The sequence below is a fragment of the Mycobacteroides sp. LB1 genome, assembly GCF_013449725.1.
Taxonomy (GTDB): domain Bacteria; phylum Actinomycetota; class Actinomycetes; order Mycobacteriales; family Mycobacteriaceae; genus Mycobacterium.
Genome location: NZ_JACCFF010000004.1, coordinates 296,355 through 309,214 on the forward strand (window position 1 = coordinate 296,355; position 12,860 = coordinate 309,214).

General features: G+C 63.8%; 13 protein-coding genes. 10 read left to right on the forward strand and 3 right to left on the reverse strand.

The annotated features are described in order from the left end of the window. The first annotated feature begins 7 nt into the window (after positions 1-7). Positions 8-2,446, forward strand: a complete 2,439-nt coding sequence (locus MLB1_RS17615; RefSeq protein ID WP_371750640.1) for a cation-translocating P-type ATPase — start codon at positions 8-10, stop codon at positions 2,444-2,446. A 312-nt stretch (positions 2,447-2,758) separates the two neighbouring features. Next, positions 2,759-3,433 carry a slipin family protein gene (locus tag MLB1_RS17620; RefSeq protein WP_180751129.1) on the forward strand — a complete coding sequence of 225 codons (675 nt, stop codon included), beginning with the start codon at positions 2,759-2,761 and terminating at the stop codon, positions 3,431-3,433. A 97-nt stretch (positions 3,434-3,530) separates the two neighbouring features. Here MLB1_RS17620 and MLB1_RS17625 read toward each other — a convergent pair whose 3' ends face one another. After that, complete coding sequence (locus tag MLB1_RS17625; RefSeq protein WP_180751130.1) at positions 3,531-4,364, reverse strand: class I SAM-dependent methyltransferase; 834 nt, start codon at positions 4,362-4,364, stop codon at positions 3,531-3,533. A 55-nt stretch (positions 4,365-4,419) separates the two neighbouring features. Between MLB1_RS17625 and MLB1_RS17630 the strand changes: the two genes are divergently transcribed. The 4 genes from MLB1_RS17630 to MLB1_RS17645 all read left to right on the forward strand — a co-directional run bounded on the left by MLB1_RS17630 (position 4,420) and on the right by MLB1_RS17645 (position 6,693). Then, entirely contained in the window at positions 4,420-4,635 is a 216-nt protein-coding gene (locus tag MLB1_RS17630) for an antitoxin (protein WP_180751131.1), read from the forward strand. Between the two features lie 118 nt (positions 4,636-4,753). Then, positions 4,754-5,794, forward strand: coding sequence for a lipase family protein (locus tag MLB1_RS17635; RefSeq protein ID WP_371750647.1), 1,041 nt, complete (start codon positions 4,754-4,756; stop codon positions 5,792-5,794). A gap of 36 nt (positions 5,795-5,830) precedes the next feature. After that, positions 5,831-6,274 (forward strand): SRPBCC family protein, encoded by a 444-nt coding sequence (locus tag MLB1_RS17640; RefSeq protein ID WP_180751132.1) that lies wholly within the window; start codon positions 5,831-5,833, stop codon positions 6,272-6,274. A 131-nt stretch (positions 6,275-6,405) separates the two neighbouring features. Further along, complete coding sequence (locus tag MLB1_RS17645) at positions 6,406-6,693, forward strand: hypothetical protein (RefSeq protein WP_180751133.1); 288 nt, start codon at positions 6,406-6,408, stop codon at positions 6,691-6,693. Positions 6,694-6,711: 18 nt separating this feature from the next. Here MLB1_RS17645 and MLB1_RS17650 read toward each other — a convergent pair whose 3' ends face one another. After that, on the reverse strand, positions 6,712-7,623 hold the full coding sequence (locus MLB1_RS17650; protein WP_180751134.1) for an LLM class flavin-dependent oxidoreductase: 912 nt from the start codon (positions 7,621-7,623) through the stop codon (positions 6,712-6,714). Between the two features lie 114 nt (positions 7,624-7,737). Between MLB1_RS17650 and MLB1_RS17655 the strand changes: the two genes are divergently transcribed. Further along, complete coding sequence (locus MLB1_RS17655; protein ID WP_180751274.1) at positions 7,738-8,298, forward strand: TetR family transcriptional regulator; 561 nt, start codon at positions 7,738-7,740, stop codon at positions 8,296-8,298. Here MLB1_RS17655 and MLB1_RS17660 read toward each other — a convergent pair. Further along, positions 8,252-10,261, reverse strand: a complete 2,010-nt coding sequence (locus MLB1_RS17660) for an MDR family MFS transporter (RefSeq protein ID WP_180751273.1) — start codon at positions 10,259-10,261, stop codon at positions 8,252-8,254. The genes MLB1_RS17655 and MLB1_RS17660 overlap by 47 nt on opposite strands. Positions 10,262-10,390: 129 nt before the next feature. Between MLB1_RS17660 and MLB1_RS17665 the strand changes: the two genes are divergently transcribed. The 3 genes from MLB1_RS17665 (at position 10,391) to MLB1_RS17675 (ending at position 12,834) form a co-directional block, all read left to right on the forward strand. Beyond that, positions 10,391-10,801 (forward strand): PaaI family thioesterase, encoded by a 411-nt coding sequence (locus MLB1_RS17665; protein ID WP_180751135.1) that lies wholly within the window; start codon positions 10,391-10,393, stop codon positions 10,799-10,801. 76 nt (positions 10,802-10,877) lie between these two features. Further along, a complete protein-coding gene (gene adh / locus MLB1_RS17670; protein ID WP_180751136.1) occupies positions 10,878-12,395 on the forward strand; it encodes an aldehyde dehydrogenase in 1,518 nt (505 codons plus the stop codon). 31 nt (positions 12,396-12,426) lie between these two features. Beyond that, positions 12,427-12,834, forward strand: a complete 408-nt coding sequence (locus MLB1_RS17675; protein ID WP_255485994.1) for a DUF779 domain-containing protein — start codon at positions 12,427-12,429, stop codon at positions 12,832-12,834. Positions 12,835-12,860 lie beyond the last annotated feature (26 nt).

Below are 12,860 nucleotides of genomic sequence, written 5' to 3' on the forward strand. Positions count from 1 at the left end.
TGCAGGGGTGGCAACGACCGAGGGGCTGGGCATGAATGAGCCGCTTGCGCGAAGAGCGCCGAACACAGTCGGCGGCCTGACCGCCGCCGAGGTCGCTGAGCGCGTAGCGCAGGGGAAGACCAACGATGTCCCGTCCCGTGCGGCACGCAGTGTGTCGGACATCGTGCGAGCCAACGTGTTCACCCGTATCAACGCGATTCTCGGCGTGCTGCTCATCATCGTGCTGTCCACCGGCTCGGTGATCAACGGCGCCTTCGGTCTGCTGATCGTTGCCAACAGTGCTGTCGGCATTATTCAGGAGCTGCGGGCCAAACAGACGCTCGACAAGCTCGCGATCGTCGGACAGGCCCGGCCCATGGTGCGGCGCGACGGTGTGGCGACGGCGCTGGCGCCGAATGATGTGGTTCTCGACGACATCATCGAGCTCGGGCCCGGCGATCAGATCGTGGTGGACGGCGAGGTTACCGAGGAGGCTGCCCTCGAGATCGACGAGTCGCTGCTGACCGGCGAGGCTGATGCGATCGACAAGACCGTTGGTTCCCAGGTGCTTTCGGGGAGCTTTGTGGTGGCGGGCAGCGGTGCGTACCGGGCCACCAAGGTGGGGCGCGAGGCGTACGCGGCCAAGCTCGCTGAGGAGGCATCAAAGTTCACCCTCGTGCACTCCGAACTGCGCAATGGCATCAACAAGATTCTGCAGTTCATCACCTATCTGCTGCTGCCGGCGGGTGCGCTCATCATCTATACCCAGCTGTTCACGACCGATGACAGTTGGCAGGAATCGGTGCTGCGCATGGTGGGCGCCCTGGTCCCGATGGTGCCGGAAGGCCTGGTGTTGATGACGTCAATCGCCTTCGCGGTTGGCGTGATTCGACTGGGACGGCGTCAATGCCTGGTGCAGGAGCTGCCCGCCATCGAGGGGCTGGCCCGGGTGGACACGGTATGCGCCGATAAGACCGGGACCCTCACCGAGAACGGGATGCGGCTCTCGGAGGTGAAGAAGATCGACGGCGATGGCGATCGGCAGGCCCTCGCCGCTTTGGCTTCCCTCGCCGCCGATGACCCACGACCCAACGCGAGCATCGCTGCCATCGCCGAGGCATATGACACCCCACCGGGCTGGAAATCGACTGCAATCGCCCCATTTTCGTCGGCCAAGAAGTGGAGTGGCGCCTCCTACGGGGAGCATGGCAACTGGGTGATCGGCGCACCCGATGTACTTCTCGACCCGGCCGACCCCATCGCCACCACCGCCGAGGAGATCGGTTCTCGGGGTCTGCGAGTGCTGCTGCTGGCATCGGCAGAACTGCCCGTCGACGACGCGAACGCACCAGGCGCCGTCACGTCGCGCGCGCTGGTGGTACTGGAGCAGAAGATCCGTCCCGACGCCCGTGACACCCTTGATTACTTTGCCTCCCAGCATGTCTCGATCAAGGTGATCTCCGGCGACAATGCGGTGTCGGTGAGTGCGGTGGCCCAGTCTTTGGGGCTCTCCGGCGCCGCCGTGGACGCCCGCACGCTGCCCGCTGATACCGACAAACTCGCCGACACCCTGGCCGAGGCGACCACGTTCGGACGGGTGCGGCCCGACCAGAAGCGGGCGATGGTCAAGGCTCTGCAATCGCATGGCCATACCGTCGCGATGACCGGTGACGGGGTCAACGATGTGCTGGCACTCAAGGATGCCGATATTGGTGTCGCGATGGGTGCGGGCAGCTCGGCCTCACGCGCGGTCGCCCAAATTGTCTTGTTGGACAACAAGTTTGCCACCCTTCCTTATGTGGTTGCCGAGGGGCGGCGCGTCATCGGCAACATCGAGCGGGTTTCCAACCTGTTCCTCACCAAGACGGTGTACTCGGTGCTGCTGGCGCTGACGGTGGGACTTGCGGGACTGGGCTCGAAGATCTTCCACTATGGCTCGGTGCCGTTCCCGTTCCAGCCGATCCACGTCACTATCGCGGCGTGGTTCACCATCGGCATCCCGGCGTTCGTCCTGTCGCTGGCGCCGAATAACGAACGCGCACAGACAGGATTCGTGCGCCGGGTGATGGCGTCGGCGATCCCGTCGGGCCTCACCGTGGGGATCGCGACATTCCTGTCGTATCTGTTGGCCCGCCAGATCCTGCATGTCACGGGTAACAGCACGCAGGCGTCGACGGCGGCACTGATCACCGAGCTCGTGGCGGCGGTGTGGGTGCTTGCGGTGGTGGCGCGTCCATACCAATGGTGGCGGGTGGCGCTGGTGACGCTCTCAGGCCTTGGCTATCTGGTGATCTTCGCGATTCCTTGGGCGCGAGAGACATTCATGCTCGACCCAAGCAATCTGGCGGTCACCGGGCCGGCGTTGGGCATCGGTATCGCGGCCGCCGCGGTGATAGAGGCGCTGTGGTGGCTGCAGGGCAAGTGGTCCGGCCGGCCTCGCCACTTCTGGGCCACCGAGAACGACTGAGCCGACCGAGCCGACCGAAATAAACCGGATGCGCCGCGTCGAAGGCCTCCGGTACCTTTGCTGATGCGGAGATCAAGCGGCGCCCCGGCATCGCCGGACGGCGTTCCGTGTGTAAAGGCTCCACTCCAACGGCATGCCCACCTAAGGCTATTGGGTTCGAGTCCCATACGGATGACTTCCGGGCCGCGGGCCGCAAGGTTCGCGGACCGGTCCAGCGGGGACGCTACGGCGATTCCTCCCGCCGGTTCGCGATGCGGCTCGGAAGTCATTTCTCCGCAACGGAATACAAGAAATGTAAGAGAGGTGACAAGGATGAGTATGTGGGACGAGATGGTCGGCACGAAGGTCACGGTCATGGAATGGCAGCGTGGCGTGTTGTACCGCGACGGTGTGTTCAAGGCTGTGCTGAAGCCGGGTGTGCATTACACACGCCCGCGTACCGACACCTTGGTCACCGTGGAGATGCGGACGCAGTCGATTCAGGTAGCCGGCCAGGATGTGCTGACGGCAGATGGCTTCACCGTGAAGGTGTCGGCCGTGGCCGAGTACAACGTGACCAAGCCGATCGTTTTCGCCGGGTCGGAGAGTGGTTCGGTGCACTGGGGTATCTACCTGCAGGCACAGCTGCAGCTGCGTGACGCCGTTGCGGCGTTGACCCTCGATGAGCTGTTGGCCCAGCGGGGTCAGTTCCTCGGTGCCAATGCTGTCGCGAAGATTGCGGCCGAGGTCGAGGAGCTGGGTGTGACGGTGACCCGGTTCGTCGTCAAGGACCTCATGCTGTCCGGCGAGGTACGCAAGGCGCTGGCCGAGCCGCTGCTGGCCCGCGAGGCCGGTAAGGCTCAGCTGGAGCGGGCCCGCGCGGATGCCGCGGCGCTGCGCTCGATGGCCAACACCGCCAAGCTGCTGCGAGAGAACCCTGAGTTGCTGCAGCTGCGGACTCTTGAGTCGGTGGCTGACGGCAAGGCCATGGTCGTCCTCAACCGCTGACCTTCAACGGCTGACCCTCCAACCGCGAGCAGACGCATAGTGCACGCGCCACCTGGCGTTTCTGTGCACTATGCGTCTGCTCGCGTAAGAAAAGGGGTTAGAAACCGAACCGCATGATCCTGCCGATATCGCGCAGGGCGGGGATATGGGAGATGACCTTCATCTGGATGCGGCCCGACAGTGGCAGGTGTTCCTCACCTGCCACGTCGGTGCTGCGGAGGTCGTCGATGCAGCGCAACCCCGGGTGTAACACCTGGATCTGGGCGGGATCGTCGATACCCCAGTGCAGGGTGGCACCTGCATTGCGTACCGCGGGCACCAGCTTCTGCAGCTTGATCCCAATGCTGCCGTAACAGTCGAAAGCCAGTTGGCCACTGGGGAATCGGTCGGTGATTCGCCGGATCAGCGCCTGGCCCTCGGTCTCGGTCAGGTACATCGTCAAACCCTCGAACACCGCGAGGGTGGGTCGGTCGGCGGGGATGCTCTCCAGCCACGCGTCATCGGTGACGGAGCTTTCGATCATCCGGTAGTCGCCTCCGCGCTCGGGGAGCAGTGTGCGCCGCAGCGCGATCACATCGGGGTAGTCGACATCGACCCAGCGCACGGTCTCGGGCGGATTGATCCTGAAGACGCGGGTGTCCAGCCCGCAGGCTAGATGCAGCACCGTCGCTTCTCGGTGTGCGGTGAGAAACTCGGAGGTCCAGACGTCAAGTTGCCGGGCGCGCAACGCTACGCCGATCGCCTGAGTGCCTTTGATCTTGGTTTTGGAGAAGTCGTAGTCGATGCGCGCGACGGCCTCGGCGGCGTAGTGGTCATGAAGAACCGAATTGGGGGATTTGGCGTCCTGTGCGCGCCCGTACAGCGTGGCCAGCATCGTCTCCGGAGCGCCGGTCAGCGTGATTTTCACAGGGTCCGTCACTCGACCCAACATACGCCGCGATCTCGTACTACAGTTGCGCCGTCCCAGACCTAAGGAGAACTACAACATGGCTGATTTCAAGGGCCTCATCGACAAGCTCAAGAGCCTGTTGTCGGGCAACAAAGACAAGGTGAACCAGGCGGTCGACAAGGTCGGCGACGTGATCGACTCCAAGACCGGTGGCAAGTACTCCTCGGTGGTGGACAAGGTGCAGGACGCCGCAAAGAGTGCCGTCGACAAGGCAGAAGCGCCTGAGGCCCCCAAGGCCGGCGACGCGCAGTAACCGACTGGCGCCGCTCATTGCGGCGCTGGTGTTGTTCACGGCGGCCTGCGCGCGGGTCGAGGCGGAGGGTGTTGCACCCCCGCCTCCCTCGCCGCCGCCGGGTGAAGTGCTATCGGATGTGCTTTTGTCGCTGGCCCCAGATCTTGATGCCATCGCCGACGGCCATCTCATCCGATACATGTCCACCTCGGGTTCCACCGCCACGCCCACCGAGGTCACGGGAGTCGTCTTTTCGCCGAAAGGCGAACCGCCGCGAGAGGGTTGGCCTGTCGTATCGGTAGGGCACGGCACTACCGGACTGGATGACGACTGTGCGGTCTCCCGTGCCCCCGACTTGCGGGGCTATATCTGGCTGGTGCGAAACCTCACCAAGCGCGGGTGGGTGGTGGCCATCACCGACTATGAGGGGCTGGGGGTTCCGGGTCCACACCCCTATCTGGAGCCCAGATCCGCGGGATTCAACGTCATCGACGCGGCACGCGCCGCGGTGTCGCTGATACCCGGGGCTTCGTCGACATGGGCGGCCATCGGGGCATCCCAGGGTGGTCAGGCAACCTGGGCGGCCGCCGAACTTGCGGGTGATTACGCCCCTGAGCTGGAGTTTGTGGGGGCGGCAAATCTATCGCCGGCCGCCGACCTCACCAATATGGCCACCCATGTCGGCGACGGTCGATATGACTTGAGTCAGCTCTCGATGATGCCGACCTTGCTCACGGGGCTGTCGGTCACCGTCCCGGAGCTGGTGCCGGAGAACTTTCTGCACGGGTCATTTCAGGACAACCCACACGACAAGGCGCTGCTGCTGGGTTGTCACAACGGACTGGATCCCGCGCGGGCCGCGGCCATAGGCAGATTGCGCGCCAACGATTTTCACGGCACCACCCCGCAGGATGCGGCCATCTTCGCGGGCGCGCTGAAGCGGATCGCACTACCGCTGGGTCGGGCATCCGGGCCGATGCTTGTGTATGCCGGTGAGTCCGATCGGCTTATCGACGCACGCTGGATCCACGCGGCGGTGCAACGGGCATGCGCCCTGGGGGACACGGTCCAGGAAATCGTCGCGCCGGGTAAGGGGCATGTGGACCCTGAGGGGGAGCGGCTCGGGGTCCAGTGGATAGCCGACAGGTTTGCCCGGCTACCGGCGCCCAGTAACTGTTAGCCATCTGTTTTTATCGGTCGGGTATCCTCTGCCAGCGTGGCAGCTAAATTGAATTCCTCCATCGATGTGCCCCTCCCTCCCCAGGTGGCCTGGGAGCACGCCTCGGATCTGCAGCGATTCGATGAGTGGCTGAGTGTTCACACGGCGTGGCGCAGCAAGTTGCCGGAGACCCTCCAAGAGGGCACTGTGATCGACTCGATCGTGTGCGTCAAGGGCATGTACAACCGGGTCAAATGGACGCTTCAAAAGTACGACCCGCCGACGGGACTGTTCCTGGACGGCAAGGGCAGGGGCGGTGTGAAAGTCAAGCTCAGGGTGACGATCACCCCGAAGGGACCGGGATCGGTCGTGGACTTCACCCTGCACTTGGGCGGGCCCGCCATGTTCGGCCCGATCGGCACCGTGGTCGCGGCCGCACTGCGCAGCGATATCGATGCCTCACTATCGAAGTTCGTTCAGGTCTTTGCATCGACTTCCTAGGGTGAGCCAACCCACAAACATCACGTTTTTGCGTTCTACCTGCGAAAACATAAGTGACCGTTTGTGATTGGATGAGTATTAAGTTGGTGTCGGTGGTTGGCAGGCTCCGGAATAAGGAGCAATATGGATATATGTCAATCACACGGAAGATCATCGGAAGGGTGCTCGTCGCAGGTGCCGGCGCGGTGCTGATCGCTGCTGCACCCGCTGCCGTGATGGCCGCCGGGGTGCCGACAACCACGTCCAACCAGGTCGTTCTTGCCGATCCCGGTGGTTCGGGCGGCGGCGACGCGGGTGGCGGCGGTGGCTGCTACAACGGGGTGTGCGGCGGGTGGAATCCCGGACAGGGTGGCTATGGTCACGGCTGCTACAACGGTGTCTGCGGTGGCTGGGACGGCCAGCGCGGCTGGGGCAACTAACCCCGGTCGGCGCGCGAACTAGTCCGCTAGCGGCCTGAGGGCCTGCGCCAGGGCGTCAAAAGCGTCCCGGCGGGCATTCCCGATGCCGAGAAGGTGATCAGGCAAGATTACCTCGTCGACACCCTCGCGTGCCCATGGCTCCATCTGTTCCGCGATGCGTTCGGCGGTGCCGTACAACACCGGAATCGGTGATTTGGCAGCGGTTTCCGCGGCGCGTGCTTCGGATTGCGGGCCATCGGTGACAATGATGCGCGCCTGCGTGGAACGCCATATCGTCGCTGGATCGCGGCCAATCTTCTCGGCCGCGGCGTCCAGGCGACCCGAGACCTCATGGAAGGTCCCGGGTGTGGACCACTGGTTCCATTCCTGTGCATATCGAGCGGCCAGTCCCAGCATCCGCGGCTGGGTTGCGCCGATCAGAATCGGTAGGGGCCGCTGCAGCGGTTTGGGTTCGCAGATGGCCTCCGTCAGTCGGTAGTACTCGCCGTCCACCGTCGTCGCCTGCTCAGTCAATAGTCCGGTAATCGCTTGCAGCCCTTCGGAAAACCGGTTGACTCGCGGTCCCGGCTCGCCGAGTTCGAGCCCGTACCGTTGATGCTCGTTCTCCTGCCAGCCGGCGCCCAATCCGAGTGTGAAGCGCCCCCCGCTCACGTGGTCGACGGTGACCGCCCAGTTCGCGAGTACCGCCGGATGCCGGAAGGTCATCGACAGCACCAAGGGCGCCAGCCGGATACGTGAGGTGGCCGCGGCGAGTGCCGCAAAGATCGCGGTGGCCTCGTGGAAGTCGGTGTGCTTTTCGGGGGTGTCTGCGAATGACATGAAGTGGTCGGCGGCATAGAAGGCGCGCCACGAACCGTGGTCGGCGTATTGAGCGATATCCAGCAGATCGGCCCAGGATTGATTCGTCTGTCCCCATATTGAAAAGCGCATGATGTCCAGCCTAAAGACCGCGAAGGAGAAGTATGCGGGGAACGTGCGTGTCCAGAAACCGACCGTAATACGCTTGTAGTGATGAACGAGCAACCACGGGGTCGGCGGGCAGAGGTGCTGGAAGCTGCTATTCAGGTGGCGGGCACCCACGGCGTCGACGGCCTTACCTATCGGTCGGTCGACGCGGCAGCGAATGTTCCCAGCGGTACCACGTCGAATCACTTCCGCACCCGCGACGCTTTACTGCTGGGCGTCATCATCGAGATCGAGAAGTTGCGCCGCGCCTTCTGGCGGGCGTTGGTTACCGAGACGAACCCGACGACGGTGTCCGAGCTCGTCGATATCGTCACGGCCTACGCCAACGGTGCCGTCGGGGTGATGAGCACTCGGGTGCGGGCGTACATGGTGCTGCTTATGGAGGGCTGGAGCCACCCCGAGCTGAGGGAGCCGCTTCAGCGGGGGCGGGACGCACAGATTCCCCGCACGCTGCAGCTGATGCGCAAGGTGAATCCGGGTACGCCCGAAATGCACGCGGAAATTCTGCAGGACTATCTCACCGGCATCATCTACCAGCAGCTCGCCAACCCAGCGCCGGAGTTCAACCCGCGACCGGCGATCGAGGCGCTGATTACCGTGCTGGTGATGCCCCAGGCGCCGCGGGCAGTGCAGCGATAGGGTTCTCCCGCCAGTCGGTGTCGGTGACGAGTCGCCGCGAAATGCGTTCCAGCGCCGCCTGAATCTGATCCCGATCCGCACGATCTTCGAAATCCGGTGTACGGGAGAGCCGCTCGATCAGATAGCGGTTGATCGCTTCGCTGATCTTCTCGACTTCCCGTCTGCCCGAGTCGGTGAGCCAGATGTGGTCATCGGTGCGCAGGGCATAACCGTGCTCGACGAGTTCGTGGAAGGCGGGATCGAGTACCTCCGGAGGCACCCGGTACCACTCTGCGATCCTGGGCACCTCGGCCGAACCCGTAGCGCGCAGAAAGCGATTCGCCTGCACTAGGGCCCACAGCGGTGCAATGGGCATCGACACGCCTGCCTGCTCGCGCAGCTTGCGCAGACCGATGTGCGGGAAGCCGCGCATCGCGTTGCTGATCGCGATCTCCAGCAGCTTGTCCGGCGAGACCGTGCTGGGCATGCCGAAACCCTCTCCGAGGTCCATGGCGAGGGCCGAGTCGGTGCCGCGTAGCGGGACTTCCTTGAGGAACAGGGAAACGATGAATCCGACGATGGCAACCGGTGTGGCACAAAGGAATACCAGATCCAAAGAGTCGGCGTAGGCGTTGATAACGGGTATCGCAGCCTCATGCGGCAATGCGTGCAGTGCCTGCGGAGACTGGGTGGCCTCGGGTGACGTCGTCACCGAGGTCAGTTCGCGTGCAAGGAAATTGGAGAACAGCGATCCGAATATTGCCGCACCGAAGGAGCTGCCGATGGTCCGGAAGAAGGTCACACCGGACGTCGCGACGCCTAGGTCGTCGAATCGGGCGGTGTTCTGCACGATGAGGGTGAGCACCTGCATCGAGGCGCCGATGCCCACGCCCAGGATCAGCAGGTACAGCGATTGCAGCGCGAACGGCGTCGAGTTGTCCATCCGGGACAGCAGCACCAGGGCGATGGCCATGATGGCGGTGCCCGCCACGGGATAGCGTTTGTACTTGCCGGTGCGCCCTACGAGCGTGCCGGTGGCGGTGGAGGTGATGAGCATGCCCGCGACCATCGGCAGGGTGCGCAGCCCCGACGCGGTGGCCGAGACACCGTTGACGAACTGCATGAACGTCGGCAGATACGTCATCACGCCGAGCATGGCGAAACCGACGACGAAGCTCAGCACACAGCAGATCGTGAAGACTGGGTCGCGGAACAGACGCGGGGGCAGAATCGGTTCGGGCACGCGGGATTCCACCCAGATGAAGACACCGATCGCTACGACCGAGCCGATGAACAATCCGATGATCATCGGCGAGGACCACAGATAGGTGGTGCCGCCCCAGCTGGTCGCCAACGTCAGCGCCGAGGCGCCCAATCCGATGAGCGCAATGCCCCAGTAGTCGATGACGGGACGCATCGCCTTGGCCAGTGCGGGTATTGCACCGGCCGCCACGACGATCACCACGGCCGAGATGGGCAGGTTGATGTAGAACGCCCACCGCCAACCGAGGTGATCGGTGAACAGGCCGCCCAGGAGCGGGCCGATCACCGTGGTCACCCCGAAGACCGCGCCGAGCATGCCCTGATATCGGCCGCGCTCGCGCATGGGGATGATCTCGCCGATGAGGGCGGTCGCCGTCACCATCAGCCCGCCGCTGCCGAGGCCTTGGATGGCGCGGGCACCGACGAGCATCGCCATGGATCCGGCCATGCCACAGAGCAGTGATCCGACGGCAAAGATCACGATGCAGGTCATGAATACTGTCCGGCGCCCGAAGAGGTCACCGAACTTACCCATGACCGCGGTAGCCACCGTGGAGGCCAGCAGATAGCTGGTCACAACCCAGGACTGATGCCCGGCATCCCCGAGATCGGCGACGACGGTGGGCAGGGCGGTGGCGACGATGGTGCTGTCCAGGGCGGCAAGGAGCATCCCGAGCAGGACCGCAATGAAAATCAGATTGCGGCGCTGCACGCTGATCATGGAGCTCGCCGCTTCCTGATCGACTGTGGTGGATTCAGGTGACTGGGCTGACATAACTTACCCATGCTAAAGGTATGCGGATCGGGCGGGCGATTATCGTTGCCCGCACACACGTGGACAGGAAGCCAGATGACAAGTGAACGCCTTCCCGCCGGCCAATTTCCCGGGCTGCTGGGGATCGAGTCTGTGTCGTACGGGGACGGCGCCGAGGACGGCTCCGTCACCGCCGAGCTTCCGATCCGCGGGGAGCATTTCGCTCCGAACGGGTTCGTCCACGCCGCCGCGATCGTCGGGCTCGCTGACACGCTGTGCGGGTACGGATGCCTAGCCTCCCTGCCGGAGGGTGCGACCGGATTCACCACCATCGAGCTGAAGACGAACTTTCTCGGCGCCGCGCGCGAGGGAACGCTCACCGGGACTGCGGTGCCGGTTCACCGCGGACGCTCCACTCAGCTGTGGGATGCGACGGTGACATCCGAGGATGGGCGCGCGGTGGCCGTGTTCCGGTGCACTCAACTGGTGCTCTGGCCACGGGACTGACAACCGGTGCCCCCGCCCCTGACCTGGGTGTAACGTACGTCACAGGGCTCGGATGTTCGACCGACAGGAGCAGGCAATGAAGCACGCAGCACCCGGAACCGATGGCAGCGTAATCACTTTCGCGCCTCGGTACGACAACTTCATCGGTGGTGAGTGGGTTGCGCCTGCGGACGGCCAGTACTTCGAGAACTCCTCTCCGATCGACGGCAAGGTGTTCACTCAGGTCGCCCGTAGCACCGCACCCGATATCGAGAAGGCGCTCGATGCCGCGCACGCTGCGGCGGAGGCGTGGGGTAACACCTCGCCGACCGATCGGTCCAACACACTGCTCAAGGTCGCCGACCGGATGGAACAGAACCTGGAGAGGCTGGCCGTCGCGGAGACCTGGGACAACGGCAAGCCGATCCGCGAAAGCCTCAACGCCGATATTCCTTTGGCGATCGATCACTTCCGTTATTTCGCCGGGGTGCTGCGTGCCCAGGAGGGTTCGCTCTCGGAGATCGACCACGACACCATCGCCTACCACTTCCACGAGCCGCTCGGCGTTGTCGGGCAGATCATCCCGTGGAACTTCCCGATCCTCATGGCCGCCTGGAAGCTGGCCCCCGCGCTGGCTGCAGGGAACTGTGTGGTGCTCAAGCCCGCCGAGCAGACCCCGGCCTCGATCCTGGTGTTGATGGAACTGGTCGGTGATCTGCTGCCGCCAGGAGTCATCAACGTGGTCAACGGATTTGGTGTCGAAGCGGGTAAGCCGTTGGCCTCCAGTCCGCGCATCGCCAAGATTTCGTTCACCGGTGAAACGACCACGGGCCGGCTGATCATGCAGTACGCGACCGAGAACATCATCCCGGTCACCCTTGAGCTGGGCGGTAAGAGCCCTAACATCTTCATGCCTGATGTGATGGCTGCCGACGACGCCTTCCTGGACAAGGCGCTCGAAGGTTTCACCATGTTCGCGCTCAACCAGGGTGAGGTGTGCACATGCCCGTCCCGCGCCCTGGTGCATTCATCCATCTACGACGAGTTCATCGCCCGAGCGATCCCGCGCGTGGAGGCCATCGTCAGCGGCGATCCGCTCGATGAGGACACCATGATCGGTGCGCAGGCAAGTAACGACCAGTACGAAAAGATCTTGTCCTACATTGACATCGGGCGACAAGAGGGTGCTCAGGTGCTCACGGGTGGAGACGCCCGGAAGGTCGCCGAATACCCGGACGGCGCATACATTCAGCCGACGGTCTTCGCCGGTACCAACAGCATGCGCATCTTCCAGGAGGAGATCTTCGGCCCGGTGCTGTCCGTGGCGAAGTTCGACTCGCTGGATGAGGCGTTGAAGATCGCCAATGACACCTTGTATGGCCTCGGTGCGGGGGTGTGGTCACGCGATATGACCAACGCCTACCGGTTGGGCCGCGGTATCAAGGCGGGGCGGGTGTGGACCAACTGCTACCACCAGTACCCGGCACACGCCGCGTTCGGTGGCTACAAGAAGTCCGGTATCGGGCGCGAGAACCACAAGATGATGCTCGATCACTACCAGCAGACCAAGAACCTTTTGGTGAGCTACTCGCCCGACGCGGCGGGGTTCTTCTGATGATCCCCCGCAAGCGGGAGGTGCCCCCAGTTTGCGCGAAGAAAGTCCGGCCCTGATCAATCGTGTCGATCTCACCCCGGCGGCGGCCGAGCTATTGGCGTCGTTGGTGGCCAAACACGGGCCGGTGATGTTCCACCAGTCCGGCGGATGCTGCGACGGTAGCGCGCCAATGTGCTACCCGCGCGGGGAATTTCGGGTGGGCGGAGCGGATGTGTTACTCGGCGAGGTTAGCGGGGATGCCCCGTTCTGGATGAGCGCCGATCAGTTCGAGTACTGGTCGCATACGCATCTGACGGTGGATGTGGTGCCCGGACGTGGGTCGGGATTTTCGCTGGAGGCGCCGGAAGGGGTGCGGTTTCTCATCCGCTCACGGTTGTTTACCGATGACGAAATGCTCGCGCTGGCGGATCAGCCGGTGCGGACCGGCGCTGACAGTTAAGTCGCTGCCGCGGCCTTCGTGTTGTC